This window comes from Escherichia sp. WS1265 (genome assembly GCF_046487585.1).
In the GTDB taxonomy this organism is placed as follows: domain Bacteria; phylum Pseudomonadota; class Gammaproteobacteria; order Enterobacterales; family Enterobacteriaceae; genus Escherichia; species Escherichia coli.
In genome coordinates, this window is sequence record NZ_JBJQJE010000014.1 from 1 (window position 1) to 22,264 (window position 22,264).

The following is a 22,264-nucleotide window of genomic DNA, read 5'->3' on the forward strand; positions in this document are numbered from 1 at the left end:
AAGATGTCGTCAGAAGAGATGTCGTTCATAAGCCCGTATTTTACCGGGCTTATTCTGTGACAACCAGGATAAAGAGATTTACAGCATGGTCAGGGAGGTCAGCAGCCGCTTGGGCTGTCGCCAGTCGATACCTTCCAGCAGCATCGCCAGCTGCGCCTGTGTAAGGAACACTTTGCCATCACGGGCTGACGGCCAGGCGAAGCGCCCACGCTCCAGCCGTTTGGTCAGCAGACACAGTCCATCGCCGGTAGACCAGAGGAGCTTTACCTGACTGCCATTACGCCCACGGAAGATAAAAACGTGACCTGACATCGGATCGTCTTTCAGCGTCGTCTGCACCTTTGCCGCCAGGCCGTTGAAGCCGTTTCTCATATCGGTGATGCCAGCGACCAGCCAGATCTTTGTCCCTGATGGTAATGGGATCAACGTTTGAGCTCCCGTATCAGCAGGTTCAGGATATTTTCGCTGATGGCACCATTCAGACGGAGTGATCCGTGTCGGAACGTCACTTCACAGCTGATATTGAGTGATTCAGGTGTCGCAGCAGCTACAGGTTGTGACCGGGGGGAGGTTGTAGGGACAACATCTTCGGCATCAAGTGTTATCGGGAGCAGCTCAGGCACGTTGTTTTCTGTTGTTGAAGGAGGACGTAGTTTTCCTTCGCGCCAGTACTGGCGCCACTTGAACAGCAAATTATCGTTGATCCCATGCTCACGAGCGAGTTGCGCTACGGAGATCTCTGGTCGATGCGAGAGTTCAACCATTTTGATTTTGAACTCAACGGGATAATTAGGGCTTTTTTTACGCACTGCGGTTAATGATTTCATGGATAGCGTCCACCATATTTGGTGTCCACTATTCTTTCAGGAATTTCAGGATCTGCCAGACGGTGCTGAGACGACGCTTACCATGAACAGCGGTACGCCATTCGCTGTGTAAACCCAGCCGCGTCTGAATATCATCGCCCTGCGATTGTGACACGCGCGCATGGTTAGCGGCTGTAAAATCATCCTGCTGCACGCCCTGATAAATCACCTGCGCCTGTGGTTCAATCACCACTCCATGCCCCGGTAACCACTGATACCCGGCTTCCAGCGAGGCGATAATCCCCGATGAGTGGTAATGATCCACGCCATCTTCATGTTCGGAAACATCATTGTTAAACCACGCGTATTGCAGCCAGCTATCCAGCCAGGCCCCCTGCTTCTGATTACCGTGCTGAAACCAGCTTGAGGTCAGACCAACGGCATAACCGTGGTTCTGGTTATCGGCGCGAGTTCCGGTCATATTCGAGCGGCTGTCGCCCTGGTTATCACTGTAGCCACCAACCGCCCCAAGCATCCACTCGCCATCCGTGCCCCAGCACCCGCTAAACAAGTCGCCGCTAAGCTGCACCGTAGAAGTGTCTTCATGCTGAGCCAGTTGCCCCGCTGCTGTGTAATGATAATCTCCGCCGATAACACGTAAATTCAGCGTCTGACCATCGCCACCAGCGTGATCGTGTCGCTCCATCACAAACGCCTGATTTGCCGCCCGCAGGTTATTAAAATATCCACCAACTTTGGCATTCAACACCGGCTGGTAGGCAGGCGTAGGGTCCGGGGCCGGGTCGGGTGTTGGATCAGGATCCGGCGTGGGATCAGGATCGGGAGTCGGGTCTGGATCAGGTGGCGATGGTGGCGTTACTTCTTGCGATCGCAGATACCAGTCGTTGTTATCTTCCACCAGCGTGTAGTCATATGCTCCCATATTGACGTAGCCGCTGCCTGCCAGACTGAATTGCGCATTGTTTTGAAACTGCGTTGGATTGGCTGCGAAATCAACCACTTTAATGCCTGTAGATGTCGGCTCACCAATACCCGTAATGGGATTAATTACCACGGTCGTGTTGCCAGCAGTATTACCGTTCAACACCAGTTGATCACTTGCCGAGTCATCGCCGTTTAATTCGCTATCGAGCAGTAGCGTACCACCGCCGGTATAATCACCGTTTACCGTCAGCGTGTCGCCAGCGACGCCATTTTGCAGGCTGACCGCACCGGACGTATTGGTCAGATTGCCATTAACTGTTACGTCGGAAAGATAAGTCAGGCTGTCAGTTTCAAGGTTGGTATTAAGCTCGCCTGTCAACGTCACGCCATCGGTGGCATTCACCAGCGTCCCATCGCCGTTAAACAGTGAGGCATTAAGGGCGACGGAAGTATCCTGCCCGGTCAGGCGCAAAACCGTACCATCGCTGATGTCGATAGTGCCGCTGGAAGTAGCATCAATTGACTGAATATCCTGATCCGCGCCAGTAACGAACGTTGACCCGTCACCGACCCACAGCGACGAAGCATAAGGAAGGATATCCGCAACATCGCCTTGCAGGGTGCCTTCTTCGACACGTACCGCTGACTGTGTTGTACCGCTGGCGGTCAGCTCCAGTGTACCCGCCCCCGTTTTAGTCAATGTGCTACCCTCATCCTGATGTTGCCCGCTGCTGTCAGACATCAGTGCGCCCCACTCGCTATCCATGCCTGTATCGATCATTACTTCACCATCGGCACGCATTTCAATATCCCGACCATGACCTGTCGTCTCTGAGCGGGTGTCAACGTCGGCGGTAATTTCCATCGCACTGCTTTGTTGATTATCGGTAAAGATCACCTGACGGTTTTCGTCAGTACTGCCAAGCTGCGAGTTGTCGCTCACCACCAGCGTACCGGAAGCGATTTGCGTGGTGCCCAGGTAACTATTATTGTTTGCCAGGCTAACCAGCCCGTCGCCCGCATCGATCACCACGTAGACGCCATCTTTCCCGTCGCCGCCGATATGCAAATTGTCGCCCCCTGCGAGATCCACCACATCCTGACTGCCGATAACCGTACCGCCGCTGCCGCTGACTGCAAGGCCATCGTTGTATGATGTGCCGCTCTGCCAGGTGGCGAAATCAGAGAGATCAAGCACGCCGCCGTTTAACACGATCGACTGCGGATCGTTCTGGAGAGCGGCAAGATCTACCGCGTCGCCTTCCAGTGAAAGCACCGCACCATCATCAACGACTATATCGCCGGTTAGCGCCATCGACTGTGCCCCTGCCAGCACGTAGCTGCCGTTTTGCGCAATGGTGAGCTGACCAGCACCTTCGATGGTGCCAGCAAAACTGCCCTGATTAACAGTAACGTTGCCACCAGCATCGATATTTAAAGTGCCATTCTGAAAGCCCGTCAATGCGTGCACAAAAGTTTGTTGGGTCGAGACAACGTTTAGCTCAGCCTGATTCTGATACTGATCAAGACTCCCTATCGTCAGACCGTAGCAGTCTTGCGGATCGTCCTGGCAATGAGTATCTCCGACATTCATCAGGGAGTTGCTGCGACCCAGGGTAACCTCACCGTTTTCTATCTGCATCTCGCCAGTAAAGTCATTGTTATCTGCATTAAGTACCAGATCGCCGGAACCTGTTTTGGTGATTACCCCGGTACCAGCAATAGAGTCAACAACTCCGTCATTCTCTGTATTGCCGATAACCAGCGTTTTTCCGTCGGCAATATCAAAGGTAACTTCACTTAAGCCGAGATACATAAAGCCGCCCGCCGCAGTGGAAGGACCATCCCCATAACCTGCCGCGCTATTGTTCTCATCGATTAACACGCCGCCGTTCTGGCTGTAGCTGTCATCAATCGAAATATCAATAAGATAGGGAGCCGTCACGCTATTGGTATAAATTGCCCCGCCATAACCTTCGGCAGTGTTATTTGTAAATGCGGTGTTATTTATTATTGTGAAACCTGACGGATGCGTGATATCGCTATTATTATCGGTGACATCGATTGCCCCTCCATCGCCATCACTGTAACTTGTTGATGTATATGCCTGGTTATTGTCAAAAATAACTTCATTTAAATAGACGTCATTGTTGATGGTATAAATTGCACCACCTTTGCCGTCATTAGCGATGTTATTGCGAAACACGGCGTTAGTGACACGTAAATCGACGACACCGGTATCGTTAGTACCAGAAGAATAGATTGCGCCACCATAGCCACCTGCAACGTTACCGGAAAAAATAACATTAGTAAGATTCAGCGTTGAGTTTTCTTTAGCAAATATTGCCCCGCCGTTATTATATTCTCCTGAGACAGTATCATTGGCAAACAGAGTCATTCCAGTTTCATTTTCTGGCGATAGAGAAAACTCCGCTCCTTGTTGCAAAAATACGGCCCCACCGCTGGCGTTATTGGTCATATCCGAAAAAACCAGCCATTGCCCATCGGCGATGCTCCAGTCCTGCGTAATGCCTGAAAGGCTTTGCCTGCTGGCGTGACAACTCGCTTTGATATCATATCCCTGACATGAATCAATGACCGCCGCGACACCGTTAGCAGAGAAAAGAGATGCAATCATTGACGGGAGTAAAGATAAATACTCCTTGCGTAGAAAAATAATCCGCATATTAATCTGACCATCATTTTCTATAAGACGGCATATTTAATCGCATTATACGATATGGGTTATTTTTCTTTTGTAAATTGTTCAACCCGGTGCAATGGCTATTTTGTTATTATTTCATGAATAATATCAGTGCGTCATAATTCAAGTTAATCACCTTAAGGGATATCAGTTATGTTTAAACTGAATTAAAGTAATGAATAATTTTCTTATAATATAAGGTAAATTAACAAAATGGCTTCGCATTTAACAACAACCGAAGAGAAAACAACCATTTCGATATCAACAATCGCTTACATTCGCTTATATATTGACCAGAACTGATACATCAGATTATGTGATGACTCGTGCTTAGATCAATTTTTGCAATCATTAGCCAAAAGATTAATAAACCATCTATATCAATTTATCTAACCTATTCTTCCGTTCAAGAAATCGCCGAACAGTTATTTTTAACAAATTTTTCTCTTCCCATTGACTTTCCCGGACACCTTGTCTGACCTAAGGTGCGCGAAAGCCACTTTTTCCTTCCTGAGTTATCCACAAAGTTATGCACTTGCAAGAGGGCCATTTTCACACTATCTTGCAGTGAATCCCAAACATACCCCCTATATATAGTGTTCTAAGCAGCTTCCCTCACTACAGGTAGTCTGCATGAAACTATTGCGGAAAGAATTCCAAAAACAGGTACGACATACATGAATCAGAATCTGCTGGTGACAAAGCGCGACGGTAGCACAGAGCGCATCAATCTCGACAAAATCCATCGCGTTCTGGATTGGGCGGCAGAAGGACTGCATAACGTTTCGATTTCCCAGGTCGAACTGCGCTCCCACATTCAGTTTTATGACGGTATCAAGACCTCTGACATCCACGAAACCATTATCAAGGCTGCCGCAGACCTGATCTCCCGTGATGCGCCGGATTATCAGTATCTCGCCGCGCGCCTGGCAATCTTCCACCTGCGTAAAAAAGCCTACGGCCAGTTTGAGCCGCCTGCGCTGTATGACCACGTGGTGAAAATGGTCGAGATGGGCAAATACGATAATCATCTGCTGGAAGACTACACGGAAGAAGAGTTCAAGCAGATGGACACGTTTATCGATCACGACCGTGATATGACCTTCTCTTATGCTGCCGTTAAGCAGCTGGAAGGCAAATATCTGGTGCAGAACCGTGTGACCGGCGAAATCTACGAAAGCGCCCAGTTCCTTTATATTCTGGTTGCCGCGTGCCTGTTCTCGAACTACCCGCGTGAAACGCGCCTGCAATACGTGAAGCGTTTTTACGACGCGGTTTCCACATTTAAAATTTCGCTGCCGACGCCAATCATGTCCGGCGTGCGTACCCCGACTCGTCAGTTCAGCTCCTGCGTACTGATCGAGTGCGGCGACAGCCTGGATTCCATTAACGCCACCTCCAGCGCGATTGTTAAATACGTTTCCCAGCGTGCCGGGATCGGCATCAATGCCGGGCGTATTCGTGCGCTGGGTAGCCCGATTCGCGGTGGCGAAGCGTTCCATACCGGTTGTATTCCGTTCTATAAGCATTTCCAGACAGCGGTGAAATCCTGCTCTCAGGGCGGTGTGCGTGGCGGTGCGGCTACGCTGTTCTACCCGATGTGGCATCTGGAAGTGGAAAGCCTGTTGGTTTTGAAAAACAACCGTGGGGTTGAAGGCAACCGCGTGCGTCATATGGACTACGGGGTACAAATCAACAAACTGATGTATACCCGTCTGCTGAAAGGTGAAGATATCACTCTGTTCAGCCCGTCCGACGTACCGGGGCTGTACGACGCGTTCTTCGCCGATCAGGAAGAGTTTGAACGCCTGTACACCAAATATGAGAAAGACGACAGCATCCGCAAGCAGCGTGTGAAAGCCGTTGAGCTGTTCTCGCTGATGATGCAGGAACGTGCGTCTACCGGTCGTATCTATATTCAGAACGTTGACCACTGCAATACCCATAGCCCGTTTGATCCGGCCATCGCGCCAGTGCGCCAGTCTAACCTGTGCCTGGAAATCGCCCTGCCGACCAAACCGCTGAATGATGTCAACGACGAGAACGGTGAAATCGCGCTGTGTACGCTGTCTGCTTTCAACCTGGGCGCAATTAATAGCCTGGATGAACTGGAAGAGCTGGCGATTCTGGCGGTACGCGCACTCGACGCGCTGCTGGACTATCAGGATTACCCGATCCCGGCCGCCAAACGTGGAGCGATGGGTCGTCGTACGCTGGGTATTGGTGTGATCAACTTCGCTTACTACCTGGCGAAGCACGGTAAACGCTACTCCGACGGCAGCGCCAACAACCTGACGCATAAAACCTTCGAAGCTATTCAGTATTACCTGCTGAAAGCCTCTAATGAGCTGGCGAAAGAGCAAGGCGCGTGCCCGTGGTTTAACGAAACCACTTACGCGAAAGGGATCCTGCCGATCGATACCTATAAGAAAGATCTGGATGCCATCGCTAATGAGCCGCTGCATTACGACTGGGAAGCACTGCGTGAGTCAATCAAAACGCACGGCCTGCGTAACTCCACGCTTTCTGCTCTGATGCCGTCCGAGACCTCTTCGCAGATCTCTAACGCCACTAACGGTATTGAACCGCCGCGTGGTTACGTCAGCATCAAAGCGTCGAAAGACGGTATTCTGCGCCAGGTGGTGCCGGACTACGAGCATCTGCACGACGCCTATGAACTGCTGTGGGAAATGCCGGGTAACGATGGCTACCTGCAACTGGTGGGTATCATGCAGAAATTTATCGATCAGTCGATCTCTGCTAACACCAACTACGATCCGTCACGCTTCCCGTCAGGAAAAGTGCCGATGCAGCAACTGCTGAAAGACCTGCTCACCGCCTACAAATTCGGGGTCAAAACGCTGTATTATCAGAACACCCGTGACGGTGCTGAAGACGCACAAGACGATCTGGTACCGTCAATCCAGGACGATGGCTGCGAAAGCGGCGCATGTAAGATCTGATATTGAGATGCCGGATGCGGCGTGAACGCCTTATCCGGCATACGGCTCGGTTTGTAGGCCTGATAAGACGCGCCAGCGTCGCATCAGGCACAGGATGCGGCGTAAAATGCCTTATCCGGCATTAAACTCCCAACAGGACACATTCATGGCATATACCACCTTTTCACAGACGAAAAATGATCAGCTCAAAGAACCGATGTTCTTTGGTCAGCCGGTCAACGTGGCTCGCTACGATCAGCAAAAATATGACATCTTCGAAAAGCTGATCGAAAAGCAGCTCTCTTTCTTCTGGCGTCCGGAAGAAGTTGACGTTTCTCGTGACCGTATCGATTACCAGGCACTGCCTGAACACGAAAAACACATCTTTATCAGCAACCTGAAATATCAGACGTTGCTGGACTCCATTCAGGGTCGCAGCCCGAACGTGGCACTGCTGCCGCTGATCTCGATCCCTGAACTGGAAACCTGGGTCGAAACCTGGGCATTCTCAGAAACCATTCACTCTCGTTCTTATACCCATATCATTCGTAATATCGTTAACGATCCGTCCGTTGTGTTTGATGATATCGTCACCAACGAGCAGATCCAGAAACGTGCGGAAGGGATCTCCAGTTATTACGATGAGCTGATCGAAATGACCAGCTACTGGCATCTGCTGGGCGAAGGTACCCACACCGTTAACGGTAAAACCGTAACCGTTAGCCTGCGCGAGCTGAAGAAAAAACTGTATCTCTGCCTGATGAGCGTTAACGCGCTGGAAGCGATCCGCTTCTACGTCAGCTTTGCTTGTTCCTTTGCCTTTGCAGAACGTGAGCTGATGGAAGGTAACGCCAAAATTATTCGCCTGATTGCCCGCGACGAAGCCCTGCACCTGACCGGTACTCAGCATATGCTGAATCTGCTGCGCAGCGGCGCGGATGATCCGGAGATGGCGGAAATTGCCGAAGAATGTAAGCAGGAATGCTATGACCTGTTTGTCCAGGCGGCACAGCAAGAGAAAGACTGGGCGGATTATCTGTTCCGTGACGGTTCGATGATTGGTCTGAATAAAGACATTCTCTGCCAGTACGTTGAATACATCACCAATATCCGCATGCAGGCAGTCGGTTTGGATCTGCCGTTCCAGACTCGCTCCAACCCGATCCCGTGGATCAATACCTGGCTGGTGTCTGATAACGTGCAGGTTGCTCCGCAGGAAGTGGAAGTCAGTTCTTATCTGGTCGGGCAGATTGACTCGGAAGTGGACACCGACGATTTGAGTAACTTCCAGCTCTGATGGCTCGCATTACCCTGCGCATCACTGGCACACAACTGCTGTGCCAGGATGAACACCCTTCCCTTCTGGCGGCGCTGGAATCCCACAATGTGGCGGTTGAGTACCAGTGCCGCGAAGGTTACTGCGGTTCCTGTCGCACGCGCCTTGTTGCAGGCCAGGTGGACTGGATTGCCGAACCGTTAGCCTTTATTCAGCCGGGGGAAATTTTGCCCTGTTGTTGCCGGGCAAAAGGCGATATTGAAATCGAGTTGTGATCGGGTACTAGCGCCAGATACGACGCTTACGCGTATTATCTGGCCTACAACGATTACATGGCGTAGTAATACGCTTTCACCTGCTCCCAGTCCGCTTTAGGGATCGGCTCCAGATATTTTTCCAGCTGGCGGAAGTCATGATTAATCGCTTTATCGCGACGCAAGCGGCGACGACTTTTCTCCAGATCAAGAAAACCAGCTTCTGCCTTACCTTCTGTTTTCACATAGATATGGCGAACATAGCAACAGCCATGCTGACGATTAACGCTATGCATTTTCTTAAACGCCAGCGCCACTGCTTTCAACATGGCTTGCCGTACTTCGTCAGAATAGGGCGTTACTGCATGCCGGGCATACCAGTCAGCAATGCTGATGAACCCCGCCATATCTTCAGTCACCAGCAAGGCGCGCCATTCCCCCTCAATTTTCACCGCTTCACCAAAAACAATCTTCGGCACGATGACACCAGCCCGTTCCAGTTCTTTAATTACCGCAACCTCACGGACAATCGTTGGTCGGCCGAACGGATAACGTACGGAATGAAACAGATGATGCGTCATGCGCTTTACATATAGCTTTTTGCCGTTGCGCTCGACGCATTGCACCCCGCTCATACCATTACGGCGATAGTTAGGCTCTTCAACCCAGTCGCCCTCTGTTGCCCACCAGTGATTAAATTCGTCGTGCTTTGCTGAAACTGCCATACCCTATCGCCTGTCATTTTTTATTTACGACAATGACTATAGGTGGTTACCTGCGAAAAATCTTAATGAAACGTGTCGTATTAATGAATTTCTTTTGCCACTACTAGCGCGACACCGCTTTTACCCTTCATTTGCAGCGCATAGACTCCACCAGCCACTACCACTAATAGTGCACCCAGCAGATAAATCATTCGGTAGCCAGTATGTGCAACCATCATCCCCATCACACAGGCTCCTAGCGCCAGGCCTGCATCCATCGCATTGAAGAAGAGGGAGTTTGCGACACCGATTTTATGCGGTTCCACTGAACTGATAATCTGCGTCTGAAAAACTGGCGTCACGGAACCATACCCGATACCAATCAATGCGCCAGAAACAACCATCATTATGCTTCCCTGGGTGTAGCCGAGAACCACCAGTCCTACCGTAAAGAACACAAGGCAAGGGTAAACCACATATTTCGGTCCTTTTTTGTCGCAGACATTGCCGGTAAAGGTACGGCAAATCATCAGGAAGATAGCGTAGCAAAGCAGGAAATTACTGGCTGCCGACATCAGGTTAAGTTCGCGTGCATAAAGCGCCAGAAAAGCAGAAACCCCGGCATACGAAAAGGTCATAAAAAAGGTGACCATCGCAAATGGCAACGCCGCGCGATCGAACATGGCGGCGAAGCCCATTTTCGGCGTTGAACCATCAGCATGGCTGATAACCGGCGGCACTGTCATAATCAGCGACAGAATAATCCCCACCGCTGCCACGCCGGTGCATAACCAGAAAGCCATATTAAAGGCCTCCCAGCGCGCCATATTCAGGCCAATCCACGGCCCGACCACCATTGCCAGCCCCATTGCCAGAGAGAAAAAACTGATGCCCTCCCCACGTCGGGAGGCCGGGATCAGCCGCGCGGAAATCGTTCCTTTTACCGTAGTGATAACCCCGAAGGTAATACCATGAAGCACCCGAATAAAAAGCAGTGATTCAATTGAGTGGCAAAAAGGATACAGCGCAGTGACCACCAAAAAGGCCAGAGAAGAGAGCCCCAGAATAGTTTTATTCGAATATTTACCTACCCATTGCCCGGCAAAGGGGCGAATAACAATGGCGGCAATTAAAAATAAAGTCACCAACAAACCTGCTTTATCAGGAGAGGCATGCAAGCGGTCTGAGATATAAATTGGCAACAATGTTAGTAAAACATAAAAGACGAAGAAAATAATAAAGCTGATGATGGTTATTGCCCAAAAATCCTTCGTCCATAACTTCTCTTTCATACCCTACCGCCTGTCAGGATGACGCACGCAGACAACACTCCCGTTACTGCGGTTGCGTCAAATTGTGATGTACTTTGCAGAACAGAAGTATAAATGGCGGCATGCTATTAGAGAAATTAATCGTTTTAATATTATTGATTAGCAAACTCTAATGACTCTTACCCAAATAAATTCTTTACTCGCCGTGCTGGATTACGGTGGCTTTACTGAAGCCAGCAAGCGATTGTTCATGACGCAGTCGGCGGTAAGTCAGGCAATTGCTGCCCTCGAACAAGAACTTGGCGTGAATATACTGTTACGCGATCGCCGTAAAGCTATACAACTGACCTCTGCAGGTCACCGCATTATGCATCATCTGCGCGCCATTAATCGGGAAGTTAACGCAGTAAAAGAGATAGCCGAGCAGGAAAAGCAGAACCCTCAAAGAACGCTGAGACTTGGTTGTTTCCCCAGCGTCTGCGCCTGTATCTTACCGGCTGTGATTCGCTACTTTGAAATTCATCATCCGAATATAAAAATTATTCCTTTTGAGGAAAATAGCACAGCGATTATTGATTCCCTTCAGAATGAATCCATTGATGCCGGTTTTGTTCATTTTCCGGTGAGCGGAATGTACTCCGTGCCCATTTATCAGGATAAATTCACCGTAGTGTTACCGCCCAACCATGCTCTGGCAAAAAACAGCACTATTACAGTGGAAGAGTTAATGGGTGAACCATTAATTATTAGTAAAGGACGCTATGAATTAAGCATTATGGCACTATTTAAAGAAAAGAATATTACCCCACAGATAAAATATGAATTTAATCACCCGGATACAGCGATCAGTTTTATTCGACAGGGATTAGGCATCGCCTTATTACCAGAGTTAACGCTGAAAACCATTGCAGATGAATTGTGTTCCGTTCCTCTCGAACCAACCTTCTATCGACAGATTTCGTTGCTGGCTAAAGAAAAGCCGGTAGAAGGCACCCCAATGTTTTTACTACAAATGTGCACAGAACAATTAGTGGAGAGTGGAAAATTTGATATGAGACAGGATGGCGCATGAACGCCATCCTGCAGTAGCATTACTCTTTATTTAGGAATTTTACTGCCTTATCAGGGAAATCAGTAAACAGCCCATTTACACCCGCTTTGTTATACAGAGCATCATATAACTGATTCACATCAGTAGTGTATTCAGGCAGCTTATCTGACCGCACGGTGTAAGGATGTACTACCAGTTTATTCTGCTGAGCATCTTGCACCATGCCAGTGAGTTTGATATTACCTGGCTGCGATGTCTCCTCAATCAACATATGATAATCCGGACCAATACCATCAGCATATTCCGCCACCTGTTTCATGGCCCCCGGCTTAAACATCCAGTCGTAGTTGTAATTAACCCAGCTTCCGTCCGGTTGTTTCTGCTGAGTTTCGTTCCAGTCGGTATAGGCAATCAGCTGTACCAGATTGAGGTCCATGCCCATTTTAGGTTCCAGCTCATTCTTAATACGCTTCAGTTCATCGGCATCAAAACATTGCAAATAAACTTTGTCGTCCTTATCGGTGTAACCATATTTCTTCAGCACTTCCAGCGTTTTTGCCGCAATATCCTTCCCTTCCTGATGATGGAACCATGGCGCTTTAATTTCTGGATAGATACCGATATTTTTCCCGGTAGAGTGATTTAACCCCTGAACAAATTCAATCTCTTCTTCGAAAGTGTGTACCCGGAAGTCAGATTTACCCATCGGGAAACGCCCCGGATAAGTCTGTACTTTCTTACCGTTTTCAATATCGAAACCTTCGGTAAATTTCAGTGACTTAATTTCATCGAGCGTGAAATCTATCGCGTAGTAACGACCGTCTTTGCGCGCCCGATCCGGGAAACGATCGGCAACATCAGTAACACGATCGAGATAATGGTCATGCAGGACAACCAGATGGTCGTCTTTGGTCATCACCAAATCTTGTTCCAGATAATCCGCTCCCTGCGCATACGCCATCGCTTTTGCTGGCAGCGTATGCTCCGGCAAATATCCACTGGCACCGCGATGGGCGATGACTATTTTTTCGTTGCTATCCGCCGCCATTGCACTGCTTCCCATGATCATTCCACTCATCATGATCGCCATGCTAAGGTTTTTTAGCGTCAATTTCATGCCATTAGCCTCCGTTGCGTTTTTGCAGTAATTCCTGATGGCGACGTTTTTCGCCAATCATCACAACAATCAACAAGATAACCGCGAGAATGCTGCCGCCAATCATTACCATAAAGCCGCCATCCCAGCCGAAGAAGTCCACGGTGTAGCCAACAATCGCGCTCGCCGCCACCGAACCGCCCAGGTAACCAAACAGCCCGGTAAAGCCCGCTGCCGTACCTGCCGCTTTTTTCGGTGCCAGTTCCAGCGCATGCAGACCGATCAGCATCACAGGGCCGTAGATCAGGAAGCCGATAACAATCATACAAATCATATCTACGGTTGGGTTACCTGCCGGGTTCATCCAGTAAACGATAGTCGCGATGGTCACCAGTGTCATAAAGAAAACGCCGGTGGCCCCACGGTTGCCACGGAAGACTTTATCCGACATCCAGCCGCACAGCAGGGTGCCCGGAATGCCCGCATACTCATAGAAGAAGTAGGCCCAGGAGGATTTATCCAGCGCGAAGTGTTTCACCTCTTTCAGATAAGTCGGTGACCAGTCGAGGATGCCGTAACGCAGCAGATAAACGAACACGTTGGCGATGGCGATATACCACAGCAGTTTGTTCGGCAGCACGTACTGCATGAAGATTTGCTTCGCCGTCAGCTCCTGTTCCGCTTTTTCGTTATAGTCGTCCGGATAATCATTTTTGTACTCTTCGATCGGCGGCAGGCCACAAGATTGCGGGGTATCGCGCATCATCGCAAAGGCGAACAGTGCCACCAGAATGGCGCAGAAAGCGGGCATATAGAGCGCCGCGTGCCAGTCATTGAACCAGGCCATCCCCAGCAGGAACAGCAGCGGCGGAATACCACCACCGACGTTGTGTGCACAGTTCCACACTGACACAATGCCGCCACGTTCTTTCTGCGACCACCAGTGCACCATAGTACGACCACACGGCGGCCACCCCATCCCCTGGAACCAACCGCAGAGGAACAACAGTACAAACATCACCGCGATGCTCGACGTCGCCCACGGCACAAAGCCCATAAACAACATCACTGCCGCCGCCAGAATCAAACCTGCGGGCAGGAAAACGCGCGGATTCGAGCGATCCGACACCGAGCCCATGATGAATTTCGAAAATCCATAAGCAATCGAGATCCCCGAAAGGGCAAAACCTAAATCACCGCGTGAGAAGCCCTGCTCGACCAGATAAGGCATAGCGAGTGCAAAGTTCTTACGAACCAAATAGTAAGCAGCATAACCAAAGAATATCCCCAGGAAAATTTGCCAGCGCAATCGACGATAAGTCGGATCGATCTCCGCGGCAGGTAAGCGCGCTTTGTGTGGCGCTGGTTTAAAAATACTCAACATTGATAGCCTCCGTGGCCCGTGGTCTTATTTATGATTAACAGCCTGATTCAGTGGGAGAACCTGCCGTTTCTTGAGTTGCCGCGATGTTAAGAAAACATTCATAAATTAAATGTGAATTACCGCACACATTATTAAATGCGATGGGTTAAATGTTCATAATGACGCATGAAATCACGTTTCACTTTCGAATTATGAGCGAATATGCGCGAAATCAAACAATTCATGTTTTTACTATGGCTAAATGGTAAAAAACGAACTTCAGAGGGATAACAATGAAAACTCGCGACTCGCAATCAAGTGACGTGATTATCATTGGCGGCGGCGCAACGGGAGCCGGGATTGCCCGCGACTGTGCCCTGCGCGGGCTGCGCGTGATTTTGGTTGAGCGCCACGACATCGCAACCGGTGCCACCGGGCGTAACCACGGCCTGCTGCACAGCGGTGCGCGCTATGCGGTAACCGATGCGGAATCGGCCCGCGAATGTATTAGTGAAAACCAGATCCTGAAACGCATTGCACGTCACTGCGTTGAACCGACCAACGGCCTGTTTATCACCCTGCCGGAAGATGACCTCTCCTTCCAGGCCACTTTTATCCGCGCCTGCGAAGAAGCAGGGATCAGCGCAGAAGCTATAGACCCGCAGCAAGCGCGCATTATCGAACCTGCCGTTAACCCGGCACTGATTGGCGCGGTGAAAGTTCCGGATGGCACCGTTGATCCATTTCGTCTGACCGCAGCAAACATGCTGGATGCCAAAGAACACGGTGCCGTTATCCTTACCGCTCATGAAGTCACGGGGCTGATTCGTGAAGGTGCGACGGTGTGCGGCGTTCGTGTACGTAACCATCTCACCGGCGAAACTCAGGCCCTTCATGCGCCTGTCGTGGTTAATGCCGCTGGGATCTGGGGGCAACACATTGCCGAATATGCCGATCTCCGCATTCGCATGTTCCCGGCGAAAGGATCGCTGCTGATCATGGATCACCGCATTAATCAGCATGTGATCAACCGCTGCCGCAAACCTTCCGACGCCGATATTCTGGTGCCTGGCGATACCATTTCGCTGATTGGCACCACCTCTTTACGTATTGATTACAACGAGATTGACGATAATCGAGTGACGGCAGAAGAAGTGGATATTCTGCTGCGTGAAGGGGAAAAACTGGCCCCCGTGATGGCGAAAACGCGCATTTTGCGGGCCTACTCTGGCGTGCGTCCACTGGTTGCCAGCGATGACGACCCGAGCGGACGTAACGTCAGCCGTGGCATCGTGCTGCTCGACCATGCTGAACGCGATGGTCTGGACGGATTTATCACCATCACCGGTGGCAAACTGATGACCTATCGGCTGATGGCGGAATGGGCTACCGACGCGGTATGTCGCAAGCTGGGCAATACGCGCCCCTGTACGACCGCCGATCTGGCACTTCCTGGTTCACAGGAACCCGCTGAAGTCACCTTGCGTAAAGTCATCTCCCTGCCTGCCCCGCTGCGCGGTTCTGCGGTTTATCGTCATGGCGATCGCACGCCTGCCTGGCTGAGCGAAGGCCGTCTGCACCGTAGCCTGGTATGTGAGTGCGAAGCGGTAACTGCGGGTGAAGTGCAGTACGCGGTAGAAAATTTAAACGTTAATAGCCTGCTGGATTTACGCCGTCGTACCCGTGTGGGGATGGGCACCTGCCAGGGCGAACTCTGCGCCTGCCGCGCTGCCGGACTGCTGCAACGGTTTAACGTCACGACGTCCGCGCAATCTATCGAGCAACTTTCCACCTTCCTTAACGAACGCTGGAAAGGCGTGCAACCCATCGCCTGGGGAGATGCACTGCGCGAAAGCGAATTTACCCGCTGGGTTTATCAGGGACTGTGTGGTCTGGAGAAGGAGCAGAAAGATGCGCTTTGATACTGTCATTATGGGCGGCGGCCTCGCCGGATTACTCTGTGGCCTGCAACTGCAAAAACACGGCCTGCGCTGTGCCATTGTCACGCGTGGTCAAAGCGCGCTGCATTTCTCATCTGGATCGCTGGATTTGCTGAGCCATCTGCCGGATGGTCAACCGGTGACAGACATTCACAGTGGACTGGAATCTTTGCGTCAGCAGGCCCCTGCCCATCCTTACTCTCTTCTCGGGCCACAACGCGTACTCGATCTCGCTTGCCAAGCGCAGGCATTAATCGCTGAAAGCGGTGCGCAATTGCAGGGCAGCGTAGAACTGGCTCACCAGCGGATTACGCCGCTCGGCACTCTGCGCTCTACCTGGCTAAGTTCGCCAGAAGTCCCCGTCTGGCCACTGCCCGCGAAGAAAATATGTGTAGTGGGAATTAGCGGCCTGATGGATTTTCAGGCTCACCTTGCGGCAGCTTCGTTGCGTGAACTCGGCCTTGCCGTTGAAACCGCAGAAATAGAGCTGCCGGAACTGGATGTCCTGCGCAATAACGCCACCGAGTTCCGCGCGGTGAATATCGCCCGTTTCCTTGATAATGAAGAAAACTGGCCGCTGTTACTTGATGCGCTTATTCCTGTCGCCAATACCTGCGAAATGATCCTGATGCCCGCCTGCTTCGGCCTGGCCGATGACAAACTGTGGCATTGGTTGAATGAAAAACTACCTTGTTCATTGATGCTTTTGCCAACGCTGCCGCCTTCCGTGCTGGGCATTCGTCTGCAAAACCAGTTACAGCGCCAGTTTGTGCGCCAGGGTGGCGTGTGGATGCCAGGCGATGAAGTGAAAAAAGTGACCTGTAAAAATGGCGTAGTGAATGAAATCTGGACCCGCAATCACGCCGATATCCCGCTGCGCCCACAATTTGCGGTGCTTGCGAGCGGCAGTTTCTTTAGCGGCGGACTGGTAGCGGAACGTAACGGCATTCGCGAGCCGATTCTCGGCCTTGATGTGCTACAAACCGCCACACGGGGTGAATGGTATAAGGGCGATTTTTTTGCGCCGCAACCGTGGCAGCAGTTCGGTGTAACCACTGATGAGACGCTACGCCCGTCGCAGGCAGGGCAAACCATTGAGAACCTGTTTGCCATCGGTTCGGTGCTGGGCGGATTTGATCCCATCGCCCAGGGATGCGGCGGCGGTGTTTGTGCCGTCAGTGCTTTACATGCCGCTCAACAGATTGCCCAACGCGCAGGAGGCCAACTATGAACGACACCAGCTTCGAAAACTGCATTAAGTGCACCGTCTGCACCACCGCCTGCCCGGTGAGCCGGGTGAATCCCGGCTATCCAGGGCCAAAACAAGCCGGGCCGGATGGCGAGCGTCTGCGTCTGAAAGATGGCGCACTGTATGACGAAGCGCTGAAATATTGCATCAACTGCAAACGTTGCGAAGTCGCCTGCCCGTCCGATGTGAAGATTGGCGATATTATCCAGCGCGCGCGGGCGAAATATGACACCACGCGCCCGTCGCTGCGTAATTTTGTGTTGAGTCATACCGACCTGATGGGTAGCGTTTCCACGCCGTTCGCACCAATCGTCAACACCGCTACCTCGCTGAAACCGGTGCGTCAGCTGCTTGATGCGGCGTTAAAAATCGATCATCGCCGCACGCTACCGAAATACTCCTTCGGCACGTTCCGTCGCTGGTATCGCAGCGTGGCGGCTCAGCAGGCGCAGTATAAAGACCAGGTCGCTTTCTTTCACGGCTGCTTCGTTAACTACAACCATCCGCAGTTAGGTAAAGATTTAATTAAAGTGCTCAACGCAATGGGTACCGGTGTACAACTACTCAGCAAAGAAAAATGCTGCGGCGTACCGCTAATCGCCAACGGCTTTACCGATAAAGCACGCAAACAGGCAATTACGAATGTAGAGTCGATCCGCGAAGCTGTGGGAGTAAAAGGCATTCCGGTGATTGCCACCTCCTCAACCTGTACATTTGCCCTGCGCGACGAATACCCGGAAGTGCTGAATGTCGACAACAAAGGCTTGCGCGATCATATCGAACTGGCGACCCGCTGGCTGTGGCGCAAGCTGGACGAAGGCAAAACGTTACCGCTGAGACCGCTGCCGCTGAAAGTGGTTTATCATACTCCTTGCCATATGGAAAAAATGGGCTGGACGCTCTACACCCTGGAGCTGTTGCGTAAAATCCCGGGGCTTGAGTTAACGGTGCTGGATTCCCAGTGCTGCGGTATTGCGGGTACTTACGGTTTCAAAAAAGAGAACTACCCCACCTCACAAGCCATCGGCGCACCACTGTTCCGCCAGATAGAAGAGAGCGGCGCGGATCTGGTGGTCACTGACTGCGAAACCTGCAAATGGCAGATTGAGATGTCCACAAGTCTTCGCTGCGAACATCCGATTACGCTACTGGCCCAGGCGCTGGCTTAACCAACCTTTTGATGCCCGGTAAGCGGATTGCTTATCGGGCATTTTTACGGGCGCGATTCCACGCTCAATGTATGCGTTGCAACGCAGTGAAAATTCCTCTGAAAACGTCTCGCAAAGGCTGAAACTGGCAGATGTCAAAGGCCTGGGATAACCGTAATGTCGCGTCATCATAAATATCAGGTGACGGACAACCATGACCGAATCAACAACCTCCTCCCCGCATGATGCGGTGTTTAAAACCTTTATGTTCACACCCGAAACCGCACGGGATTTTCTGGAAATACATCTACCAGAGCCGCTGCGCAAGCTTTGCAACCTGCAAACCTTACGCCTGGAACCCACCAGTTTTATTGAAAAAAGTTTACGCGCTTACTACTCGGATGTTTTGTGGTCCGTGGAAACCAGCGACGGTGACGGTTATATCTACTGCGTGATTGAACATCAAAGCTCTGCAGAAAAGAATATGGCTTTTCGGCTAATGCGCTATGCCACTGCCGCCATGCAGCGTCACCTGGACAAAGGCTATGACAGAGTCCCGCTGGTGATGCCGTTGCTGTTTTATCATGGCGAAACCTCGCCTTACCCGTACTCACTCAACTGGCTGGATGAGTTTGACGATCCGCAACTTGCCCGGCAGTTGTACACCGAAGCTTTTCCGTTGGTGGATATCACCATCGTACCTGACGATGAGATCATGCAACATCGGCGTATAGCTCTGCTGGAACTGATTCAAAAGCATATTCGCGACCGCGATTTAATCGGTATGGTCGACAGGATCACCACGCTTTTGGTTAGAGGCTTCACTAATGACAGCCAGCTACAAACGCTGTTTAATTATCTGCTGCAATGCGGCGATACCTCCCGTTTCACCCGTTTTATTGAGGAGATTGCCGAACGTTCACCACTACAAAAGGAGAGATTAATGACTATTGCTGAACGGCTGCGGCAGGAAGGACATCAAATTGGCTGGCAGGAGGGTAAGATTGAAGGTTGGCAGGAGGGGAAGTTGGAGGGTTTGCAGAAAGGCAAAGTAGAAGGTATGCATGAACAAGCCATTAAAATTGCCTTGCGCATGCTGGAACAGGGCTTTGAACGTGAGATTGTGCTGGCGACAACCCAACTCACTGATGCTGATATTCCGAACTGTTATTAAAAGGAGAGATTAATGACTATTGCTGAACGGCTACGGCAGGAAGGACACCAAATTGGCTGGCAGGAAGGTATGCATGAACAAGCCATTAAAATTGCCTTGCGCATGCTGGAACAGGGCATTGATCGTGACCTGGTGCTCGCTGCCACCCAGCTAAGCGAAGCCGATCTGGCAGCGAATAACCACTAATTAACACAGGCCCACAGCCGATCCCCATGGGCCTTTGATATCAATAACTACCTTTTATGCGTGGCCCATTTTTGCCTGATTTAAACATCGCCAGTCGTTGATCCAGGGCATCGCTGTAGAGCATCGTGTCAACGCCAACAGCGACAAAGTTCGCTCCCCACGCCAGGCATTGCTGCGCCATATCAGGAGCCACAGCCAGAAAACCAGCCGCTTTACCCGCAGCACGGATCCGCCGAATACTGGTTTCAATAATTCGCTGCACTTCCGGGTGCCCGGCGTTATCCGGGTAGCCCAACGAGGCAGAAAGATCCGCAGGTCCAATAAACACGCCGTCAATCCCTTCGACGTCGAGGATTTCGTCCAGGTTATCCAGTGCTGTTTTACTTTCCACCTGCACCAACAGACAAAGCGAATCGTTGACTTGCGCCATGTAATTCTCAATGCGTCCCCAGCGCGCAGCCCGTGCCACACTGGCCCCGACACCACGCTCACCGTAGGGAGGATAGCGCGTGGCAGACACCACCTGACGTGCCTGATCGGCAGTATCGACCATCGGGATCAGTAGAGTTTGCGCGCCAATATCCAGGACTTGTTTAATCAGCGGTTTACTACCTTCCACCGGACGGATCACGGGTTGGCTGGCATAGGGCGCTACCGCCTGTAGCTGGTGATAAAGATCCTGAATGGTGTTTGGCGCGTGCTCCCCGTCAATCAGCAACCAATCATAACCGGAAGTGGCGGCAATTTCTGCCATATAAGAAGTAGTCGAGCTTAACCACAGACCAATTTGCACTTCGCCCTTGCGTAAACGTTCTTTAAAGGGATTGCTTAATAATGCGTTCATGGTGTTCCTTAACCTATTAATGATGTGCCACGTCGGTCTGCGCAACAGTGCGATTTACACGCAGAGTGAAAATAATCAGCGAACCGATGACCGCCACCGCTGCCAGCGTCAGTAATCCCGCCGCATCGCTGGCAAACAACGTTTCTGCTTTCACGCGCAGGATCGGGGCAATAAACCCACCCACTGCACCAAACAGGTTTACAAAACCAATCCCCGCCGCCAGCGCCGTACCGGAAAGCAGTTGTGTCGGCATCGTCCAGAACACCGGCTGCACGGCAATAAACCCGATGGCTGCAACACACAGCGCTACGATCGCCAGTACTGGAGAAAGCAGCCCGGACAGACCAATACCAATGCCCGCCGCCAGTAATGTCAGCGCTGCGACATTACGCCGTTCGCCGGTTTTATCGGAATAGCGCGGAATAAGCCAGGTCCCAAACAAGGCCGCAACCCACGGAATGGCGGTGACCACCGACGCCGTAAAACCCACTTTTGTCCCCAGCAATGCAGCAACCTGGGTCGGCAGGAAGAAAATTAATCCGTAAACCGCCACCTGAATGGTCAGGTAGATAATCGCCAGTTGCCAGACTCGGCCATTACGCAGCGCATCGCTCAATCGAGAAGTCACTTTCTGTTGTTCTTCACTTGCCAGTTGATTGATAAGCAATGTTTTTTCTTGTTTACTCAGAAAACGTGCCTGCTCCGGTGTGTCATCAAGCCAAAAGAATGTGAATACCCCAGCGCCGACTGCCAGCAATCCTTCAATCACAAACATCCAGAACCAGCCGGGATGCCCCATAAATCCATGCATCTCCAGCAGCGCGCCGGAAAGCGGTGATCCCAGTGTTAACGCCAGCGGTGCGCCCATATAGAACAACCCCATAATGCTGGCGCGATTACGCTGCGGAAACCATTGCGAGGTGAGATAAATCATACCAGGGAAAAACCCGGCCTCCGCAGCACCAAGCAGAGTGCGAACGATCAGAAATTTCGCTTCAGTATCGGCCCATGCCATGGCTGCCGAAAGAAATCCCCACAGCAGTGTTGTCGTACCAATCCAGGTTCTAGCCCCCAGTTTTCGCATCAAAAGATTCGCCGGAACCCCCAGAAACGCGTATACCACAAAGAAAATGCCTGCTCCCAGCGCATAAGCTTCATTACTCAGCCCGGTATCAATCTGGTAGGTCTGTTTGGCAAAACCAATATTCGAACGGTCGAGAAACGCCAGCACATAAAGCGCCAACATAAACGGAATTAAACGCGCGCGGTTTTTCTTCACCACGGCGTCAAGCAAAGCGGTGCTCATAAAAA

At 51.2% G+C, this 22,264-nt stretch carries 17 protein-coding genes and 2 pseudogenes; 9 read left to right on the forward strand and 10 right to left on the reverse strand.

From position 1 onward, the window contains the following. Nucleotides 1–78: 78 nt before the first annotated feature. The 4 genes and pseudogenes from tnpB to ypaB all read right to left on the reverse strand — a co-directional run bounded on the left by tnpB (nt 79) and on the right by ypaB (nt 5,005). Complete coding sequence (gene tnpB, locus ACJHX3_RS14725; protein WP_001774233.1) at nt 79–426, reverse strand: IS66 family insertion sequence element accessory protein TnpB; 348 nt, start codon at nt 424–426, stop codon at nt 79–81. After that, the gene (gene tnpA / locus ACJHX3_RS14730; RefSeq protein WP_000839179.1) at nt 423–827 is read right to left on the reverse strand and encodes an IS66-like element accessory protein TnpA; all 405 of its coding nucleotides are present in this window, start codon (nt 825–827) and stop codon (nt 423–425) included. Before tnpA ends, tnpB begins: the two co-directional genes overlap by 4 nt. Nucleotides 828–909: 82 nt before the next feature. Beyond that, a pseudogene (gene yfaL, locus ACJHX3_RS14735) lies at nt 910–4,437 on the reverse strand (AIDA-I family autotransporter adhesin YfaL/EhaC); the annotation flags it as partial. Between the two features lie 424 nt (nt 4,438–4,861). After that, the gene (ypaB, locus tag ACJHX3_RS14740) at nt 4,862–5,005 is read right to left on the reverse strand and encodes a protein YpaB (protein WP_001300064.1); all 144 of its coding nucleotides are present in this window, start codon (nt 5,003–5,005) and stop codon (nt 4,862–4,864) included. A gap of 127 nt (nt 5,006–5,132) precedes the next feature. Between ypaB and nrdA the strand changes: the two genes are divergently transcribed. From nrdA to yfaE, 3 genes are all read left to right on the forward strand, one after another. Continuing rightward, complete coding sequence (gene nrdA / locus ACJHX3_RS14745; RefSeq protein WP_001075170.1) at nt 5,133–7,418, forward strand: class 1a ribonucleoside-diphosphate reductase subunit alpha; 2,286 nt, start codon at nt 5,133–5,135, stop codon at nt 7,416–7,418. 145 nt (nt 7,419–7,563) lie between these two features. Next, complete coding sequence (gene nrdB, locus ACJHX3_RS14750) at nt 7,564–8,694, forward strand: class Ia ribonucleoside-diphosphate reductase subunit beta (RefSeq protein ID WP_000332037.1); 1,131 nt, start codon at nt 7,564–7,566, stop codon at nt 8,692–8,694. Further along, nucleotides 8,694–8,948, forward strand: coding sequence for a ferredoxin-like diferric-tyrosyl radical cofactor maintenance protein YfaE (yfaE, locus tag ACJHX3_RS14755; protein ID WP_000101256.1), 255 nt, complete (start codon nt 8,694–8,696; stop codon nt 8,946–8,948). The genes nrdB and yfaE overlap by 1 nt, the downstream gene beginning before the upstream one ends. Nucleotides 8,949–9,001: 53 nt before the next feature. Here the strand turns inward: yfaE and inaA are convergent, their stop codons facing one another. Both inaA and ACJHX3_RS14765 read right to left on the reverse strand, forming a co-directional pair. After that, the gene (gene inaA, locus ACJHX3_RS14760) at nt 9,002–9,652 is read right to left on the reverse strand and encodes a lipopolysaccharide kinase InaA (RefSeq protein WP_000301032.1); all 651 of its coding nucleotides are present in this window, start codon (nt 9,650–9,652) and stop codon (nt 9,002–9,004) included. A gap of 80 nt (nt 9,653–9,732) precedes the next feature. Then, nucleotides 9,733–10,923, reverse strand: coding sequence for an MFS transporter (locus tag ACJHX3_RS14765; RefSeq protein ID WP_000660218.1), 1,191 nt, complete (start codon nt 10,921–10,923; stop codon nt 9,733–9,735). Nucleotides 10,924–11,074: 151 nt separating this feature from the next. Between ACJHX3_RS14765 and ACJHX3_RS14770 the strand changes: the two genes are divergently transcribed. After that, on the forward strand, nt 11,075–11,974 hold the full coding sequence (locus ACJHX3_RS14770; RefSeq protein WP_042097481.1) for a LysR family transcriptional regulator: 900 nt from the start codon (nt 11,075–11,077) through the stop codon (nt 11,972–11,974). A gap of 19 nt (nt 11,975–11,993) precedes the next feature. Here the strand turns inward: ACJHX3_RS14770 and glpQ are convergent, their stop codons facing one another. Both glpQ and glpT read right to left on the reverse strand, forming a co-directional pair. Further along, complete coding sequence (gene glpQ, locus ACJHX3_RS14775) at nt 11,994–13,070, reverse strand: glycerophosphodiester phosphodiesterase (RefSeq protein WP_001559485.1); 1,077 nt, start codon at nt 13,068–13,070, stop codon at nt 11,994–11,996. Between the two features lie 4 nt (nt 13,071–13,074). Continuing rightward, nucleotides 13,075–14,433 carry a glycerol-3-phosphate transporter gene (gene glpT / locus ACJHX3_RS14780; protein WP_000948724.1) on the reverse strand — a complete coding sequence of 453 codons (1,359 nt, stop codon included), beginning with the start codon at nt 14,431–14,433 and terminating at the stop codon, nt 13,075–13,077. A 272-nt stretch (nt 14,434–14,705) separates the two neighbouring features. Between glpT and glpA the strand changes: the two genes are divergently transcribed. The 5 genes and pseudogenes from glpA to ACJHX3_RS14805 all read left to right on the forward strand — a co-directional run. After that, nucleotides 14,706–16,334, forward strand: coding sequence for an anaerobic glycerol-3-phosphate dehydrogenase subunit A (gene glpA / locus ACJHX3_RS14785; protein WP_000857257.1), 1,629 nt, complete (start codon nt 14,706–14,708; stop codon nt 16,332–16,334). After that, a complete protein-coding gene (gene glpB, locus ACJHX3_RS14790) occupies nt 16,324–17,583 on the forward strand; it encodes a glycerol-3-phosphate dehydrogenase subunit GlpB (protein WP_042097483.1) in 1,260 nt (419 codons plus the stop codon). Before glpA ends, glpB begins: the two co-directional genes overlap by 11 nt. Then, nucleotides 17,580–18,770, forward strand: coding sequence for an anaerobic glycerol-3-phosphate dehydrogenase subunit GlpC (gene glpC, locus ACJHX3_RS14795; RefSeq protein ID WP_001000382.1), 1,191 nt, complete (start codon nt 17,580–17,582; stop codon nt 18,768–18,770). The genes glpB and glpC overlap by 4 nt, the downstream gene beginning before the upstream one ends. Nucleotides 18,771–18,963: 193 nt before the next feature. After that, nucleotides 18,964–19,923 carry an ISNCY family transposase gene (locus ACJHX3_RS14800; protein WP_094321886.1) on the forward strand — a complete coding sequence of 320 codons (960 nt, stop codon included), beginning with the start codon at nt 18,964–18,966 and terminating at the stop codon, nt 19,921–19,923. Continuing rightward, nucleotides 19,924–20,109 (forward strand): annotated as a pseudogene (locus ACJHX3_RS14805) (hypothetical protein); the annotation flags it as partial. It abuts the gene before it with no gap. 40 nt (nt 20,110–20,149) lie between these two features. On the opposite strand, the gene yfaU reads toward ACJHX3_RS14805, so the two are convergent. Both yfaU and ACJHX3_RS14815 read right to left on the reverse strand, forming a co-directional pair. After that, entirely contained in the window at nt 20,150–20,953 is an 804-nt protein-coding gene (yfaU, locus tag ACJHX3_RS14810; RefSeq protein WP_000992959.1) for a 2-keto-3-deoxy-L-rhamnonate aldolase, read from the reverse strand. A 16-nt stretch (nt 20,954–20,969) separates the two neighbouring features. Continuing rightward, on the reverse strand, nt 20,970–22,259 hold the full coding sequence (locus ACJHX3_RS14815) for an MFS transporter (protein ID WP_024211741.1): 1,290 nt from the start codon (nt 22,257–22,259) through the stop codon (nt 20,970–20,972). Nucleotides 22,260–22,264: the final 5 nt, after the last annotated feature.